The organism is Wolbachia endosymbiont (group A) of Campoletis raptor, assembly GCF_964026755.1.
GTDB lineage: Bacteria > Pseudomonadota > Alphaproteobacteria > Rickettsiales > Anaplasmataceae > Wolbachia > Wolbachia pipientis.
In genome coordinates, this window is sequence record NZ_OZ034695.1 from 1,297,022 (window position 1) to 1,313,350 (window position 16,329).

Genomic DNA, 16,329 nt, shown 5'->3' on the forward strand with positions numbered 1-16,329 from the left:
ATTTTTACCTTGCAATTAATTGTAATTTAGCTATTATTATGCAATATTAGAGGTTGTCCGGAAACAAGTAAATTCAAGCATATTCCCTCTTTAACATAACCCTACTCATAGCTAGGTATATGAAATTCTCAGTGGATGTTGTGAGTAAATCATACTCCTTCGATAGCCTTCTATTCCTATTAACCCAAGCAAAAGTCCTTTCTACAACCCATCTTCTTGGCTGTACTTTAAACCCTTGTTCTCTTGTTGGTAGTAGCTCAGGTAGCGTATCTTTGTGCACCCAAAATCTACATGGAGGCCTTGTAACAATTTCAATATCTATGTCATATTCTTCCTTTATGTGATTCTTTAAATTTCTTCCTTGGTATCCCATGTCAGCCCACATTTTTTTAACTTTAGTATATTTTGTTCTCATATTGTTTAATGCTATTTTAATACCATCTCTATCATTTTCGTTAGCAGCGCCTACGTAACAACCTAGTATAAAACCCTGAGTGTCTGTAATTATATGCCTTTTTCTACCCTTTACTTTTTTACTTCCATCATAGCCTTTGATCCCCCCTTTTCTGTAGTCTTTACAGATTGACTATCTACTATACAGGCACTCGGCTGCTCATTCCTTCCTATTTTTCTTCTACTATATTTTGTAATTTCATAATTCATTTTCTCAAAAATTCCCTGCTTCTTCCATTGCCTGAACTGCTCATACACAGTCTTCCATAGCGGAAAATCATTTGGTAAATACCGCCATTGACACCCTGTACGCAATACATAGAAAATTGCTTCTAATATTTCTCTTTTGCTATACTTTGGCGGCCTTCCTCCTTTCTTGTATGATACTCTGAAGTGTTTTTCTATTCTTGCCCATTCCCTTTCGCTTAGATCTGTTGGATACTTTTTTCTCATCTTTACCCCGTACTAAAATTTCAGATATTATAGCCTTTTACTTGTTTCCGGACAACCTCTTATACCAATTCTCATTGTTGTCCAGTCAAATAGGAAACATTGCAGAGTTGTTTAATTGTGGAGCTGGCAAGAGAAGTAATAAATTTGCACAAAGCACCCTCAAGTAGAGCAATTGTATCGTATATTTTATTGCGCAAAATGTTCTGTTTTATATATAACCAAAGCCTCTCAACAGGATTTAGCTCAGGTGAGTATGGAGGTAGGTATATAATGTCGATATTTTTAGGTACCTTTAAATTTTTTGACCTATGCCAACTAGCACAGTCCATAACGAGAAAAGCCTCTCGTGTTTCTAGATATTGCGAAATTTGCTCAAGAAATATGTTCATGCAATCAGTGTTGACATTTGGTGCAAATAAGCTAGAACTCTCTCCATTTCTAGGATTAACTGCACTATAGAGATAGAAATTTTGCCTACCTAATTTTGTTTTAACCTGTGTTCTAATCCCCTTTTTAAACCACCCATGTCCAACTTTTGAATGTGTGCCAAACCGTGATTCATCAAAGAAAAATAGCTCTTTTTCTGGATACTTGCTAATAGCTCCATTGAGATTTTTTTTTGAATTCCTCTTGTTTGCTTTTATCTTGTCCATTATGAACTGGTCTTGGTGTAATATATGAGAATTTCATCTTTTGCATATGGCGGTGTACTGTAGATTTGCTGATATTTAATCCGAACTTTTCCTGGATTCTTATTCTCATTTCTTTAATGGTGATATTAGGATTTTCTTCTATCCACTCTTCAATTTGCTGTAGTTGAGCCTGATTTAATTTAGTTTTTCTACGACGTTGTGAAGGAGCAAACAGTTTTTCTTCTCTGCCAATTTTCAAGAGTTTTACCCACGAAGTTAGTGCGCTTCTTGAAATGCAATATATTTTTGCTACAGCCGTTATACTGTACTTTTTTGCTGCAATTACAGCATTTAGTTTTTTTGAAACATATGCATTATTCCTTACTTTCTTCAGCATTTCTTTTGCTGATTCTACTACTTTTTCATCCAATAATTTTGATCTTAATGCCATTTAAACCTCGCTATTTTACTTACTTCAGTATGGCTTTTCTTCCATCATTGTCCATCTGTTTGCCCTGTAATGGGAATTGGTATTAGTAATATTACATAATGAAATGAAAGATGAGTAAGGAATACGATGAAACTAAGGTTAAACCTGCAATTTCTACACCTCAAGGGCCTGAAGGAGCCAATGGATCAAAGGCCCAAAGTGTTCTTTCGAATAAAAGAAAGCCTACAATAAATTTTGATGATAAAAAGTATGGTGTAAAAACCTCTAAAATAGACCAACAGTCTCTAAACAAAAGACAAGAATCTTCAAAGCTAAGAGATCTCTTAAGGTCAATACCAATAATAAGGAGATTTTTAGCAAGGATTTTCACACCTGAAAAAATAGAAATCATCAGTAACCCTATATATGACAACATGGAAGCATATAAAAAATCGCAGGAAGATTACCCTAGTAAGATAAAAGATGAAACTAGTATAGATGATGAACACACAAAAGAAGTAGATAGTAAACTTGAGAAGGGTAATGTTGAACAAGTGGACAACAAGAAAAGTCGTAGTTCATAAATATCAATCATTTAAAAATTATCTCTAGTTATAACATTGTATCTGTTCAGATGCATGGCTTATGTACAAATATTGAAACAAAAATTCCAGTGCTCCCTTTCTTGTCATCCCAGTGCGTGACACTGGGATGGCTTTGTTGCATCGCTCTTCGGATAGTAGGTAACGTACAATAAATTCATGAAGCTATCTCAAACTTAGCCATGCCTATTTCAGTAAATTTGTTAAGCAAATAACACTTGAGTAGCAGTTCCTTCTCACGATTAATTTCAGATTTGCTCCTAAAACTAAACCCAAATATTCGCTTCAACCTTGAGAAAAATCCTTCAATATACGATCTTTTTCCGTAATTTACTTCTTCTTTCCATCTTTTTATACCATTCTCACCATGTAATTTCATTAACTGAATAGCGGCATTTCTATCAAGCATATAATCCAATTTTGGATGCTCTGCTGCGTTGTTTTTCGGAGGAATTTTCGTTTTTATACCATATTGATTACACAGCTTATAGAGCTTTTCTCTGTCATATGCCCTATCTGCATATAGTACTTTTATGACATACTGAAAATCGACTTCTTTTAGCAAATCACAAGCTCCATAGTGATCAGAGTAGACACCGTTACTGTATTTTACAGCTATGGCTTTTTTGCTGTTTGTATTCAACATTACATGCAATTTTCTTGTCTGTTCATAGCTGCGATACTTTCTATCTTCGCTATTTTCTTTGCTATGACCAGGAGTGTTGTTGTATATACTAATTCCTGTACTGTCTATAGCAATTTCGATATCTTCCATATTATTTTCTGCAATCATTGATCTTAATATTGAGTTTCTTAAACCTTCTTGATGATTGTGAATAGCTGATAACTTGCAAATTTTTCCCAATTTGCTCAAGGTATCCTGCTATAAACCCAACTGTTTGCCTCAGGCCTATTCTAAATAAACAAGTTATTATGTGCACCAAAATTACAACTTTATCGCTATAAATATTGTTGCCACCTGGTATTTTTGGACCATTCTCGTACCACTTTTCTATGGCTTCGTTGATATAATGAAAAATATTTCCTCTTTTTTCTAGAAATTTGTTATATTCGCTATGGTTACTGACCCTCATTTTTTGTGGCATATTTTTTCTTTCAAGGTTAAATGGCTATTTTATAATGAATTTTGTCAGTAGCCACCAGATTTTTCAGTTGCTATGCAACAAAGCCCACTGGGATCCAGATTGGGCACTAAGTTGGTAAACACGAAAGCGATTAATCCTTTACAACGTTTTTGATGGAACTGCGCGAAAGAACTGGATGCCAGTGTCACGCACTGGCATGACACCCATTTCTTCCTATAGTTGTCTTTTCTCGTCTACCTTATTTTGCCACTCTGCTGAACAGATACATAACATTTGCTATACAGAAACTCTGCGATACCAAAATAAATAAAGAGGTACGCCACTTGCAGTGAATAAGCTTGCGATCAGCAAGGTATTCACAGAAGTTTCAAATATTACCCAGCAGCAAAAGGTTGTTGCTATACTGCCAATTAAAAATTTGTAACAACTCTTTTCTTGCACAATAACTTTGAGAAAAGCAAGACTGCATGCAAGGTAAACAAATAAAAATGAAACTACAGAAAAGTCGATAATTGATGTGATCTGCTTAGCAAAATTGTTGCTTGAAGTGAGGATTAGTAAAGTTGCAGTTCCAACTGAGCTAGTTGTTATGCCCCAGAAAGGAGAACCGTGCTTGTTTCTTTGAGCAAAAAACTGTGGCATCAGTTTATCTTTTGCAAGGCCAAGGGCCACTTGTCCACTAGCTAGTACCCAAGCGTTTAAAGTACCAACACAAAAAATGAACGCGGTTATAGAAATAATCAAGTGCCAATTGCCAGAGGCCATAATTTTTATTGCGTCAACATATGGTGCTCTTGAACTTGCTAAATCATTGCCATTTATTAATCCCATAATTGCAAGATTGTTGATAAAATACACAACAGCAACAGAGATTGTTCCAAGTACCACAGCTCTTGGTATTGTTCTAGCTGGATTATCAACTGACCCTGCAGGTGCTGTTGCCAATTCAACTCCAATAAAACCCCATAGAGTAATAAGTGTAGAACGGGCAAGAATCTGCGATGTTGTAAGATTTGATATTTCTTCACTTATGATGAAGTTATTTCTATCAAAAAAAAACAATGCTGCTATAGGTATTACAAGCAATACAGAAATTTTTATCACCGTCAATAAAAACTCAACACGTCCAGCAGTAGCTACTCCTCTAAAATTTATTAGTGTAATAATTGTAAGTAATAACATCTCTAAAAACAGATGTACGTTTTGAATATCTTCATGGAAAAATGGTGTAAGATAACCAACACCCACAACTATTACGGCTGTTGTGCTAACCCATGAGATCACCCAATACGTCCAACCAACAAAAAAAGCTGCAGCAGGGCCAAAAGCATGCTTTACATAGACGTGAGGGCCACCCGTTTCCGGAAATTTTGCGCAGAGTGAGGCAAAAACTAAAGCAAGAGATATAGCACCAAGCCCTGATATTATCCAGCTTATAAGGCTATACATGCCATATGGAGCAAGGCTAATTGGAAGCATAAAAATTCCAGAGCCAATTTGGCTGCTAATCACTAAGGCAAAAATAGCCCAAAAACCTATTTTATTTGACACAATAATTCTTATCTAAATAGATTAACAATATACCCTAAACTCAGAAATTTCAATTGATCTTTTAACATAAAAACTTGCATTTTTTTCAATTTATTCCTAAAATAGATTATATTAACAGATTATTAAGAGGGGGTTATGAATCCGAGATTAAAAGCATTTTTGATTGCACTTTTGTTTCTCGTGTATTATTTAAATCTTCTTGTTAACTATATCCTTGACCCGATTCTAGTTCGTCCCTTTGAAAGATTATACAAAAACTTAATTGTTGATGGTCTTTATGCCTATTTATCTACAAGCACTTCTAGCCCTGCACTAGCATTTTTGGCTACAGGTTTTATTGTTATTGCTGCGTTTATTTGCCTGAATAAAATGCTTCTTCCCTTGCAAGAGAAGATCATAAACAACTATACCTCCTTTAAAAACAACAATATTGATAGCAATAGCATGTTGTTTGAGGTTTATAAAGATCCAACAATAAAATTAAAGGACAAAATCTTATTCTTCAGTATACACTTGATATATTACCTACAGCTTCCATTTTTGTATATTGCATCAAAGGTATCAGCTCTACGTGGGTTTCTTATATTTAATTTTGGTTTATTATTGTTAAATTATGCACTGCTAATTCCAGTAGCACTTCTTGAGTTAATAAAATATCCATCAGTAAAACTCTTTTCACCTTTGGGTTTGAATGTAAAGCAGCTAAGCTTTTTGTTTAATGTAAGTGATGTGGGTACTAGTAGTCAGAGCGTTCATACTAGAAGTTTTCAGCAAAGCGTTATTGAATGTGCCAAAAAATTAAAGGAAGAACATGGTACGCCGTTAAATGAGTTGGATGAAGAGTTTAAAAGTTATATAAGCGGTTTAACAAGTCAGCAAAAACGAATGATAGAACCTTATCTAAGATTGGATGGTTATGAAACTGGGGAGTGGGTAAATTGGGTAGATTCACAAACCGGATTGACATTGACACAGGCTATAAATTTAGTTTTAATTGCGGCAAGAGAGCAAAATGCAGACGTAGAACTATTGAAATCTATATTACTGGTTCGCTTTGAAGAAAGTAACCGCCAATGTGGTCCTGGAATGCTTCTCCGTATTATTTATGCATTAAGTGGCCTTGAAGCAGAAAACAACTTTGCAGCTCAACTGGAGCCTCAGCTAATGGGGAAGTTGGCTGGTAATGCTACTAAAAGATTTCTTGAGAAATATGTGGATAAGCACTACCATAAAATAAAAGTTTTGAAAGAAAATTTTGATAATTTGTATTCACCAAGTTCTGGGGTGGATTTGAGCAACGTGAGTGATGAAGTAAAGGACGGCATTTCTTATACAAGAGATGCTATAAAAGAATTCGTGTTTAAGGAATTATATGTAAAGTTTTATAACGACTATGGGGAGCATATTCAGAGAGGGCAGATAAAACAAAGGTTAAGGGAGTTAATAACGGATGAAGTCGTAGACGCGGCAATATATTCTAAAATAGATGAAATAGAAATCCCTGCAGAACCACCTACTTATCTTGAAAGAGTAAAAGCATTTTTTGGAGGTCATGCAAGGTCTTCTGCTGCTTAGTGGTTTAGTTCGTGCTATATAGCTAAACTAACTTAGATTTACTGACAATTTTAAAACAACAAATTCGTCATTCCGCTACTAGTTAGCGGAATCTATACCGCGAATGAATCGTGGTATGACGCGTTAGCTATAGCTTTGTCTTCCCTTTTCTGAATGGCTTGCAAGCTGCTATCTCTACAAAAACTATATTTTTCTTCAGAAGAGAGTTATATTGTAACTATGGACAAAATAATCATAAAAAAATTTGGTGGGACTTCGCTAACTGATTTAAACCGAGTTGCAAATTTGATAAAAAACGATATTGAGAAAGGTTGTAATGTAATCGTTGTTGTATCTGCTGTTGCAGGATTTACTGACCAAATGGTTTTTCAGGCTAGGCAAATCTCAAATTTAAGTTATAGACAAGAGTTATCAGAGTATGACGTTATGCTTTCAGCAGGAGAACAAATCTCTTGCGGTCTATTAGCTATCACTCTCCAATCGATCGGAGTTAATGCTAAATCGTGGCTTGCCTGGCAGTTACCAATTGTAACTGATGATTTTTATTCTGAGTCTAAAATAAAAACAATAAAGATTGAACGTGTGAAAAGATCTTTTGCTGAGGGTTATACTGCTGCGATCATTGCTGGTTTTCAGGGTATAAATGATGATAGAATCACTACTTTTGGAAGAGGAGGCTCTGATATATCAGCAGTTGCCTTCGCGGTAGCCTTTGGTGTTAGAACTTGCGAAATTTTTACTGATATTGATGGAATATATACAGCAGACCCGAGAATTGTTCCAAAGGCACGCAAGCTCAAATTTATCTCTTACGATGAAATGTTGGAAATGTCGTCATCTGGTGCTAAAATACTGCATAATCGTTCAGTACAACTTGCAATGAAACATAACATTAAAGTGCAAGTGCTATCCACTTTTAAGGAAGTAGAAGGCACCACAGTGCTACACAAAAGGGATGTACTAGAGAGATACTTAATGACTGGAATAACTTATAGCACTAATGAAGCTCTTGTAACTTTCACTAACCTTGCAAATAACTTGCGTACTTTAAGAGATATAGCAGGAGCAAACGTTAAAATTGATATGATACATGGGTCAAGTTTTGTTATCTCCAAATTTGATATTGATTTAATGGAAAAGTTACTGAATAAGAATGAAAATTATGCTATAAACGATAATGTAGCTAAAATTTCAATAATTGGTATTGGTGTTATGTCTAACACTGAAGTGATGCACCGCACACTCAAGGTTTTAAGCGAAAAAAAGATAGAAATACTTGCTATCACAACATCTGAAATCAAAATCAGTATAATTGTTCAAAAAGAATGCGCTGTAGCTTTAGTCAAAGATTTACATACTGAGTATGAGCTTGATATGCAGCACTAGGATAGGCTTGACGTCCAGTTGTCTAAGAGTATGTCTTGAAAAGGAATGAGGAAAAAATATGATAGTGTAAGTAAAAAATAGGAGGGAAAATTGTATCCAAGTGATATAAGTGATAAGGAATGGGAAATTTTGGAGCCACATGTTGCACAAGGAAAGATAGGGAGGCCAAGAAAGCACAATATCAGAACAATTATTAATGCAATAAGGTATATAATGAGAGGTGGTTGTCAATGGAGAATGCTGCCGAAAGATTTTCCTCCATGGAAGACGGTGTATGACTATTTTCTCAGGTGACGTAGTAATGGCAAATTGGAAAAAATACATAATATGCTAGTAAAAGAGGTAAGAAAAATGTTTGGTAAAAATGAAACACCTTCAGTAGGAATAATTGACAGTCAATCAGTAAAAACCACTCAAAAAGGGGATCCAGAGGATATGATGCTGAAAAAAAATAAAGGGTAGAAAACGTCATATTGTTATAGATACAGTGGGCTTAATTATTGCGGCTGATGTTCATAGTGCAAGTGTTCAAGATCGTGATGGTGCTCTAAATCTTTTCACTCAAGCTAAATACAAGGCTCCAACTTTACGTAAGTTTTTTGCTGATCAAGGATACATAGCAAAACCGCTGTTTATTGGAGACAGGATACGATTACCAAGAAAGCTGTTGATGTTACAGGATTTTTCGACAATCTGGACCACAATTTAGCACTGCAGGCTATCAAGAAGCACACAGACTGCAAATGGGTCATACTGTATGTTGAAAGGTGGATGAAATCCCCTATTCAGCAAGCAGATGGCAGTAAGGTAGTTAGGGAAAAAAGGAGTTCCGCAAGGAGGTTCAATAAGCCCAATCATTTCAAACATATTTATGCACCATGCATTTGATATACGGATGAAACAAAATCACCCAACAGTACCATTTGAAAGATATGTGGATGATGCGATAGTGCACTGCAGAACTAAAAGACAGGCAGAATTTATGCGAGCAGCAATTGAAGAAAGATTGGCACAATGTAAGCTAAAATTGCAACCTGACACCAATGCCATTCCAAAACTCCATCATTATACTGCCTTAGTATAACCTTCTCACTTCTATTGTCTATTTGTTTGTTATGTAATAGAAATTGGTATGAGAGGTTGTCCGGAAACAAGTAAAAGGCTATAATATCTGAAATTTTAGTACGGGGTAAAGATGAGAAAAAAGTATCCAACAGATCTAAGCGAAAGGGAATGGGCAAGAATAGAAAAACACTTCAGAGTATCATACAAGAAAGGAGGAAGGCCGCCAAAGTATAGCAAAAGAGAAATATTAGAAGCAATTTTCTATGTATTGCGTACAGGGTGTCAATGGCGGTATTTACCAAATGATTTTCCGCTATGGAAGACTGTGTATGAGCAGTTCAGGCAATGGAAGAAGCAGGGAATTTTTGAGAAAATGAATTATGAAATTACAAAATATAGTAGAAGAAAAATAGGAAGGAATGAGCAGCCGAGTGCCTGTATAGTAGATAGTCAATCTGTAAAGACTACAGAAAAGGGGGGATCAAAGGCTATGATGGAAGTAAAAAAGTAAAGGGTAGAAAAAGGCATATAATTACAGACACTCAGGGTTTTATACTAGGTTGTTACGTAGGCGCTGCTAACGAAAATGATAGAGATGGTATTAAAATAGCATTAAACAATATGAGAACAAAATATACTAAAGTTAAAAAAATGTGGGCTGACATGGGATACCAAGGAAGAAATTTAAAGAATCACATAAAGGAAGAATATGACATAGATATTGAAATTGTTACAAGGCCTCCATGTAGATTTTGGGTGCACAAAGATACGCCACCTGAGCTACTACCAACAAGAGAACAAGGGTTTAAAGTACAGCCAAGAAGATGGGTTGTAGAAAGGACTTTTGCTTGGGTTAATAGGAATAGAAGGCTATCGAAGGAGTATGATTTACTCACAACATCCACTGAGAATTTCATATACCTAGCTATGAGTAGGGTTATGTTAAAGAGGGAATATGCTTGAATTTACTTGTTTCCGGACAACCTCTAACTTACGCTGCAAACGTTTAAGAAATTTACTAAGCAGAAAAAAAGACAAAGAATCCCCGAGTTAGCTAGTCTTTTACTATCTCTGTCGAGTATTGGCATTTTTTGATGTCTTGTAACGCTTTGTAACCGCGTTCAGCTTATTTAGATAAAGATCTAGATGTAGATGAAGTTTTGTAAAGACATACAGTATCTATATACTGCAAAAAATTGAACATAAGACGCCGATACATTAAGTAATCCTTACCTTTTAATCTGCAGATTGGCGAAAGCAAATACAATAGCTTCAGTTTCATGATAAGGGAGCTGGCGAGGTTTGTCAAGGAAGTTTTTCTTTCCCGTGAATTCCCTTTGAAGTTGAATATTGAAAATTGACTGGAGAATTGTGGATTACTTTGTATATGTTATGACAAGCCATTGCGCTCTCAGCAAAACCATTTAGTATGAATTTTAGTTTGCCTGAATAAATAGCTATATCTCCGATTGCATACATCCTATCTCTACTGGTTTTAAGTGTAGCTGGGTCGACAGTTATGCGGCCATGTTCTAACTGTATACCCCAATTGTTTATTGGACCAAGATTCATTGACAGTCCAAAAAATGGCAGCAAAAAATCAGCGGATATTTCTTTTTCTTCCTTAGAGGCAATGTTTTTTACTATCACTGCGCTCAACTGCCCATTACTTCCTGCTAGTTCGTGTAATTGATATGGCACTACCAGTTCTATTTTTCCATCAATTTCAAGTGATTCTAATTTATTTCTAGTTTCAGGAGTGCAGCGAAATTCCTTTCTCCTATGTATCACATAAATTTTCTTTGCAACTTTAGAAAGTTCTACAGTCCAATCAGCCGCAGAATCACCCCCCCCTGCAATGACTATAGTTTTATCCTGAAAATCAGAAATTTTATTTACACTGTAAAATACAGATTTATTTTCATATTCTAATATACCACTTAAGGGTGGACGGTTAGGTTCAAACATTCCATTACCTGCAGCAACAATAACAGCCTTACATTTTACCTCTGTACCTATGCTCGTTATGATAGTAAAGTTTTCACCTTCGTTATTTGAAATCTTTTCTACTTTTTGACTTAAATGGTAAATAGGCTTAAATGGCGAAGCTTGCTCCATTAGCTGCTCAATTAATTTTTGGGCAGTAATTACAGGATAACCAGGTATATCGTATATTGGCTTTTCTGGGTAAAGAGCTGTGCATTGTCCTCCTGCTTGATCCAAAACATCTATTATATGACATTTCATATCAAGCATTCCCGCTTGAAAAGCAGTGAATATTCCAACAGGTCCTGCACCTATTATTACTATATCGGGTTCCATATTCAGATGGTGATCTATTTATAGATATTAGCTTTCTTCGCTAACAAGGTCAATTTACAAAGGGATGTATTTTTAAAAGATGTGGCTAGATTAGATAAGATTTCCAGCGTTATGAACCACATAGTCCAAATAAGCTCTAAAAATCAGCTAGCATAGCGAGATGCTGTGCGGACGGAATGGGATTCGAACCCATGGTACGCTCATCACGTACGTCAGTTTTCAAGACTGGTGCCTTAAACCGCTCGGCCATCCGTCCATTTCTTTTCTATCACAACATTTGATTTTAAGCAATCTATAAAAGCTTTACTTGCCCACGCAAAAGTTGCTAAACACACTACTCAATATTTCCTCAACATTAATAATCCCAATCACTGCACCAAGTTCAAATGCAGCAAGCCTCAAATCTTCAGATATCAACTCAATTGGATTATCGATATTAAAACGTTGTAAATGTTCCAGTGCTTTCTTCATGTGATTCCTATGTCTTTGCCGAGTGATTACAGGAGTGTCTCTATCATGCCCAAATTTTTCCTCTGCCTTCTCTTTTATGAGAGAGATCAATTTGTTTGTACCTATTTCCTTTAGAATAGAAATGGGTAAAAGATCTATGCCATTAATTTTTATATTGTGATTATTGATAACATCGTCAGCTTTGCTCAATACATAAATGGTGTCATTTTGGTCTGATGTCATGCAAGTAGCTGACACTGGTTTCCAGCTTATCTCATCATGAACATTGTTTTCAGCACATGTTTCTAGAATCCATTGTCTGTTGCATAATTTGCAAGTATTTTTATATCTGGATCCCAGTGTCAAGCACTGGGATGACACCGTTTGTTGATTACAATATTTGCATAGTTGTGTGTCAACGACAGATGGTATATTGCCTGTGGCTTGATAATTGACATCGTGTCGTTGTTCAAAAGGAAATAGCTCTATTCTTAAATCAGCTTCAAAAGACCTCTTTTTCGCTCGACTTATACCTTCTAATTCTATTGGATCTGAACTTTCACGAATTCCAGCAGTATCAGAGAGAATGATTGGGTATCCGCCAATGTCAATATGAGCTTCAAGTATATCTCTTGTTGTGCCTGCATATTCAGAAACAATAGCAATATCACGCTTGGCTAAGAAATTAAACAGAGTTGATTTACCGACATTTGGTTCACCAGTTATTACAATATGTAAACCCTCACGCAACCTTTCGCCCCGTCTATTATCATTTAAATGCTCTTGTATCAACTGCACGAGAGATTGCACTTCATTATTAATTTTTTCCAATTCACTTTTTTCTGCCCAAATGTCCTCTGGAAAGTCTATATATGCTTCGATTTTGGATTGTATCGTTATTAATCTTTGCCTCCAATTGCTGTATAGTCTCTCCAATTCTCCTGATATCTGCTTAATCGCTTGTTTAGCTTGCATTTTCGTCTCAGCATCAATTAAGTCTGCAATCCCTTCTATTTGCGTTAAGTCAAATTTACCATTTAGAAAAGCCCTAAGTGAGAATTCTCCAGGCTTGGCCATAACGAAAACTTTTGATAATTCCTCCAAGATGATTTTTATAACTGCCTTGCTTCCATGCACTTGTAACTCTATAACGTCCTCGCCAGTGAAACTGTTTGGAGCAGGGAAATAGATGATTATTCCATTATCTATCAATTGACTGGAATCATCATATAGATCAACTAAAGTAGCAAATCTTGGTTTAATTTCTTTCTTAATATGAAAATGATTTAAAGCTTTAAGCGCGTAGTTGCCTGAAATTCTGATTACTGCAACTCCTGACTTACCAAATACGGTCGATAAAGCGAAAATAGTTTCATTTGTGTTTGTCATTATTTATATAAACTACTTAGCAATATTACACTTAAGAAACCAAAATACCTAAAAAGTCACCCAGGTGAAAATATTTATTTTGAAAACTGATAATATGATTTATAATGACTGACACAAGTTTTAAATATTTTATGCTCAAGAAATTAGCTTGGTACTGGTCTTTTGTAGAGTTAATTAAAGGGTTTGTTATTACATTAAAATATATGTTTAAGCCAAAGGTTACTTTGAGGTATCCTATGGAGAAGGGCCCTTTAAGTCCAAGGTTTCGTGGTGAGCATGCGTTGCGTAGGTATCCAAACGGTGAAGAACGATGCATAGCTTGTAAATTATGTGAAGTTATCTGCCCTGCTCAAGCAATAGTTATTGAAGCAGAGGAAAGAGAAGACGGTAGTCGCCGCACCACGCGCTATGATATTGATATGACAAAATGCATATACTGCGGACTTTGCCAAGAGGCATGTCCAGTTGATGCAATTGTTGAAGGTCCTAACTTTGAATTTGCTACTGAAACAAGAGAGGAGCTAATGTACAATAAAGAAAAGTTATTGCGTAATGGTGAAGTTTGGGAAGACGCAATTGCACTCAGGTTAAAAAAGAATAGGCCTTATTATTAATGTTCAGAGCTTATAACCCTGTTATCCATTATGATTTAGGGGCAGTGCCCACTAGGGGTGGTGTCATCCCAGTAGCTGATACACAACTGTACGAACATTTGTTTGCGAGGGCAGTATGTTAAATGTTATAGCCTGTTTTGCCTCAAACACAAAGGTGTCATCCCAGTGCTTGACACTGGGATCCAGTAAAATTGATTGTGAACAAGCACACTATACAACATTTTCAATGAAATTACAAAAAAGCTGGATTCCAGTGTCAAGCACTGGAATGACACCATTTGCTGTGCAATTTACCTTCGAAAATGAATGTTCGTATGGCTATGTGCGTGACACTGGGATGACACCGTTGGAAGAAGCAAACCGCCTTCAAGCTACATGTCCGTATAGGTTTATTTATGGTTAGGGTTACTTTTTCAACCGAACAAAAAGTAAAAGAATACAGTGGTAAAGTCATTGGCTTTGATATATTACAACCAGATGCTTTGAAAGAAGCAATTGCCTTTAAGGTAAATGGTGAGTTGCATGATCTCTCACGTGAAATTGAAGCTGATGCAGAGATAGAGGTGATACAACTGAGTGACGAAGCGGGTTTAGATATAATAAGGCATGATGCTGCTCACATAATGGCACAGGCAGTGAAAGAGCTATTTCCTAATACTCAGATTACTATCGGCCCAACAATTCAGGACGGCTTTTACTATGATTTTGCTACAGGTCGTACCTTCACTACGGACGATCTTACCGCAATAGAAAAGAAAATGAAAGAGATTGTAAAAAGTAACCACAGATTTGTTCGAGAAGTTTGGACTCGCAAGCAGGCAATTGATTTCTTTAGTGGTATAGGCGAAAAATATAAGGTTGATATTATCTCATCCATACCAGAGGGTGAAAACCTAACTGTTTATAGGCAAGGTGATTTTATTGACCTATGTCGTGGTCCGCACTCACCATCAACCGGCAGAGTTAAAGCGTTTAAACTTATGAAAGTAGCGGGTGCATACTGGCGAGGTGATGCAAAGGGCCCAATGTTGCAGCGAATATATGGTACAGCATGGAGAAATAAGGATGAATTAAACGCTTACCTTGAGTGCCTCAAAGAAGCAGAAAAACGTGATCACCGCAAAATTGCTAAGGATATGGATTTATTTCACATTCAAGAGGAAGCTGTTGGGCAGGTTTTTTGGCATGAACAAGGATATATTCTATATAATGTTCTTGAGTCTTACATCAGAAAGAAGCTAATAAATAATGGCTATTTTGAGGTAAAAACTCCTATTTTAGTAAGTAAAGAGCTGTGGGAAAGATCTGGACATTGGGATAAGTTTCGTGAAAATATGTTCGTTGTTGACGAGTCTGAAAATAAAAAGTTAGCAATAAAGCCTATGAATTGCCCTTGTCATGTGCAGATTTTTAATTCTCACACCAGAAGCTATCGTGATTTACCGATACGTATGGCAGAGTTTGGCATATGCCATAGAAATGAAAGCTCAGGCTCATTGCACGGACTGATGCGAGTGCGTGGTTTTACGCAAGACGATGCACACATTTTTTGTATGGAAGAACAAGTGAATTCTGAGACTATAAAGTTTTGTGACCTTTTAAAAGAAGTATATTCAGAGCTTGGATTTAATGAAATTTCTGTGAAATTTTCAGACCGTCCAGATATTAGAGCAGGTAATGATGAAGTATGGGATAGAGCTGAAAAAGCGCTGCTTGAAGCCGTTAAAGAAGCGGGCTTAAGTTATGAACTGAGCCCTGGTGAAGGTGCATTTTATGGTCCAAAGCTAGAGTTTGTTTTAAAAGATGCAATAGGCAGAAGCTGGCAATGTGGAACATTACAAGTTGATTTCATTTTACCAGAACGTCTGGGAGCTTTTTATATAGGGGCAGATGGACACAAGCATCACCCTGTCATGTTACATAGGGCAATTCTTGGAACTTTTGAACGTTTTATTGGAATTTTGATAGAAAATTATGCAGGAAAATTTCCAGTTTGGCTTGCTCCAACGCAACTTGCTATTCTGACCATTACAAATGAAGCTGACGGTTACGCCACAGAAATTAGCAATATTTTAAAAGAACAAGGTGTGAGAGTCAAGACTGATTTGACCAATGAAAAAATTAGTTATAAGATACGTTTGCATAGTCTAAACAAGGTTCCTATATTGTGGATTGTAGGCAAAAATGAAGTTACAAGTAAAACTGTGTCAGTAAGAAATTTAGGATCGGAAAGACAGGAGTCTTTTTCTTTGAAAAAGGCTAATGAATCGCTGTTAAAAAGTATTAATTTGAATTAAGGGA

At 36.1% G+C, this 16,329-nt stretch carries 17 protein-coding genes, 1 tRNA gene and 1 pseudogene; 11 read left to right on the top strand and 8 right to left on the bottom strand.

All coding sequences use genetic code 11. From position 1 onward, the window contains the following. Positions 1 to 73: 73 nt before the first annotated feature. A protein-coding gene (locus AAGD74_RS06600; protein WP_341810605.1) for an IS5-like element ISWpi1 family transposase occupies positions 74 to 906 on the bottom strand; the annotation gives its coding sequence in 2 pieces (ribosomal slippage) (positions 74 to 537 and positions 537 to 906; 834 coding nt in all). Positions 907 to 977: 71 nt separating this feature from the next. Further along, positions 978 to 1,989, bottom strand: a protein-coding gene (locus tag AAGD74_RS06605; RefSeq protein WP_265029767.1) for an IS630 family transposase whose coding sequence is annotated in 2 segments (ribosomal slippage) — positions 978 to 1,526 and positions 1,528 to 1,989 — 1,011 coding nt in all. Because the reading frame shifts where the segments join, the coding sequence is not laid out codon by codon here. Positions 1,990 to 2,099: 110 nt separating this feature from the next. Here AAGD74_RS06605 and AAGD74_RS06610 point away from each other — a divergent pair. Continuing rightward, entirely contained in the window at positions 2,100 to 2,552 is a 453-nt protein-coding gene (locus AAGD74_RS06610) for a hypothetical protein (RefSeq protein ID WP_338482634.1), read from the top strand. A 175-nt stretch (positions 2,553 to 2,727) separates the two neighbouring features. Here the strand turns inward: AAGD74_RS06610 and AAGD74_RS06615 are convergent, their stop codons facing one another. The 3 genes from AAGD74_RS06615 to AAGD74_RS06625 all read right to left on the bottom strand — a co-directional run bounded on the left by AAGD74_RS06615 (position 2,728) and on the right by AAGD74_RS06625 (position 5,227). Beyond that, positions 2,728 to 3,363 carry a transposase gene (locus tag AAGD74_RS06615; protein ID WP_082246250.1) on the bottom strand — a complete coding sequence of 212 codons (636 nt, stop codon included), beginning with the start codon at positions 3,361 to 3,363 and terminating at the stop codon, positions 2,728 to 2,730. Next, the gene (locus tag AAGD74_RS06620) at positions 3,347 to 3,676 is read right to left on the bottom strand and encodes a transposase (RefSeq protein WP_007548762.1); all 330 of its coding nucleotides are present in this window, start codon (positions 3,674 to 3,676) and stop codon (positions 3,347 to 3,349) included. Before AAGD74_RS06620 ends, AAGD74_RS06615 begins: the two co-directional genes overlap by 17 nt. A gap of 276 nt (positions 3,677 to 3,952) precedes the next feature. Beyond that, the gene (locus AAGD74_RS06625) at positions 3,953 to 5,227 is read right to left on the bottom strand and encodes an APC family permease (RefSeq protein ID WP_010082345.1); all 1,275 of its coding nucleotides are present in this window, start codon (positions 5,225 to 5,227) and stop codon (positions 3,953 to 3,955) included. Positions 5,228 to 5,362: 135 nt separating this feature from the next. On the opposite strand from AAGD74_RS06625, the gene AAGD74_RS06630 reads away from it, so the two are divergent. From AAGD74_RS06630 to AAGD74_RS06660, 7 genes and pseudogenes are all read left to right on the top strand, one after another. Next, complete coding sequence (locus tag AAGD74_RS06630) at positions 5,363 to 6,802, top strand: hypothetical protein (RefSeq protein ID WP_338976919.1); 1,440 nt, start codon at positions 5,363 to 5,365, stop codon at positions 6,800 to 6,802. Between the two features lie 219 nt (positions 6,803 to 7,021). Continuing rightward, complete coding sequence (locus AAGD74_RS06635) at positions 7,022 to 8,188, top strand: aspartate kinase (RefSeq protein ID WP_077188380.1); 1,167 nt, start codon at positions 7,022 to 7,024, stop codon at positions 8,186 to 8,188. A 90-nt stretch (positions 8,189 to 8,278) separates the two neighbouring features. Then, positions 8,279 to 8,482, top strand: a complete 204-nt coding sequence (locus tag AAGD74_RS06640; protein ID WP_007549940.1) for an IS5 family transposase — start codon at positions 8,279 to 8,281, stop codon at positions 8,480 to 8,482. Positions 8,483 to 8,515: 33 nt separating this feature from the next. Then, the gene (locus tag AAGD74_RS06645; protein ID WP_255324781.1) at positions 8,516 to 8,650 is read left to right on the top strand and encodes a hypothetical protein; all 135 of its coding nucleotides are present in this window, start codon (positions 8,516 to 8,518) and stop codon (positions 8,648 to 8,650) included. Positions 8,651 to 8,675: 25 nt separating this feature from the next. Further along, on the top strand, positions 8,676 to 8,897 hold the full coding sequence (locus tag AAGD74_RS06650; RefSeq protein ID WP_022626388.1) for a hypothetical protein: 222 nt from the start codon (positions 8,676 to 8,678) through the stop codon (positions 8,895 to 8,897). A gap of 162 nt (positions 8,898 to 9,059) precedes the next feature. Continuing rightward, positions 9,060 to 9,272 (top strand): hypothetical protein, encoded by a 213-nt coding sequence (locus tag AAGD74_RS06655; RefSeq protein WP_341810630.1) that lies wholly within the window; start codon positions 9,060 to 9,062, stop codon positions 9,270 to 9,272. Between the two features lie 111 nt (positions 9,273 to 9,383). Further along, positions 9,384 to 10,216 (top strand): annotated as a pseudogene (locus AAGD74_RS06660) (IS5 family transposase). Positions 10,217 to 10,558: 342 nt separating this feature from the next. Here AAGD74_RS06660 and AAGD74_RS06665 read toward each other — a convergent pair. From AAGD74_RS06665 to mnmE, 3 genes are all read right to left on the bottom strand, one after another. Further along, on the bottom strand, positions 10,559 to 11,575 hold the full coding sequence (locus tag AAGD74_RS06665) for an NAD(P)/FAD-dependent oxidoreductase (RefSeq protein ID WP_341810631.1): 1,017 nt from the start codon (positions 11,573 to 11,575) through the stop codon (positions 10,559 to 10,561). Between the two features lie 168 nt (positions 11,576 to 11,743). Next, positions 11,744 to 11,831 (bottom strand) — tRNA-Ser (locus tag AAGD74_RS06670). Between the two features lie 47 nt (positions 11,832 to 11,878). Next, positions 11,879 to 13,414, bottom strand: coding sequence for a tRNA uridine-5-carboxymethylaminomethyl(34) synthesis GTPase MnmE (mnmE, locus tag AAGD74_RS06675; protein ID WP_236514388.1), 1,536 nt, complete (start codon positions 13,412 to 13,414; stop codon positions 11,879 to 11,881). A 131-nt stretch (positions 13,415 to 13,545) separates the two neighbouring features. On the opposite strand from mnmE, the gene nuoI reads away from it, so the two are divergent. The 3 genes from nuoI (at position 13,546) to thrS (ending at position 16,325) form a co-directional block, all read left to right on the top strand. After that, on the top strand, positions 13,546 to 14,028 hold the full coding sequence (gene nuoI, locus AAGD74_RS06680) for an NADH-quinone oxidoreductase subunit NuoI (RefSeq protein WP_038199316.1): 483 nt from the start codon (positions 13,546 to 13,548) through the stop codon (positions 14,026 to 14,028). A gap of 115 nt (positions 14,029 to 14,143) precedes the next feature. Then, positions 14,144 to 14,431: a hypothetical protein gene (locus AAGD74_RS06685; protein WP_049973587.1), complete on the top strand. Its 288-nt coding sequence runs from the start codon at positions 14,144 to 14,146 to the stop codon at positions 14,429 to 14,431. After that, positions 14,424 to 16,325, top strand: a complete 1,902-nt coding sequence (thrS, locus tag AAGD74_RS06690; RefSeq protein ID WP_338482591.1) for a threonine--tRNA ligase — start codon at positions 14,424 to 14,426, stop codon at positions 16,323 to 16,325. Before AAGD74_RS06685 ends, thrS begins: the two co-directional genes overlap by 8 nt. Positions 16,326 to 16,329 lie beyond the last annotated feature (4 nt).

Bases quoted from the DNA above. Each gene is read 5' to 3' on its own strand.
- mnmE (WP_236514388.1), bottom strand. From the start codon at position 13,414: ATGACAAACACAAATGAAACTATTTTCGCTTTATCGACCGTATTTGGT.
- AAGD74_RS06635 (WP_077188380.1), top strand. From the start codon at position 7,022: ATGGACAAAATAATCATAAAAAAATTTGGTGGGACTTCGCTAACTGAT.
- AAGD74_RS06615 (WP_082246250.1), bottom strand. From the start codon at position 3,363: ATGATTGCAGAAAATAATATGGAAGATATCGAAATTGCTATAGACAGT.
- AAGD74_RS06685 (WP_049973587.1), top strand. From the start codon at position 14,144: ATGTTAAATGTTATAGCCTGTTTTGCCTCAAACACAAAGGTGTCATCC.
- AAGD74_RS06630 (WP_338976919.1), top strand. From the start codon at position 5,363: ATGAATCCGAGATTAAAAGCATTTTTGATTGCACTTTTGTTTCTCGTG.
- AAGD74_RS06655 (WP_341810630.1), top strand. From the start codon at position 9,060: ATGCACCATGCATTTGATATACGGATGAAACAAAATCACCCAACAGTA.
- nuoI (WP_038199316.1), top strand. From the start codon at position 13,546: ATGCTCAAGAAATTAGCTTGGTACTGGTCTTTTGTAGAGTTAATTAAA.
- AAGD74_RS06610 (WP_338482634.1), top strand. From the start codon at position 2,100: ATGAGTAAGGAATACGATGAAACTAAGGTTAAACCTGCAATTTCTACA.
- AAGD74_RS06645 (WP_255324781.1), top strand. From the start codon at position 8,516: ATGCTAGTAAAAGAGGTAAGAAAAATGTTTGGTAAAAATGAAACACCT.
- AAGD74_RS06620 (WP_007548762.1), bottom strand. From the start codon at position 3,676: ATGCCACAAAAAATGAGGGTCAGTAACCATAGCGAATATAACAAATTT.
- AAGD74_RS06665 (WP_341810631.1), bottom strand. From the start codon at position 11,575: ATGGAACCCGATATAGTAATAATAGGTGCAGGACCTGTTGGAATATTC.
- thrS (WP_338482591.1), top strand. From the start codon at position 14,424: ATGGTTAGGGTTACTTTTTCAACCGAACAAAAAGTAAAAGAATACAGT.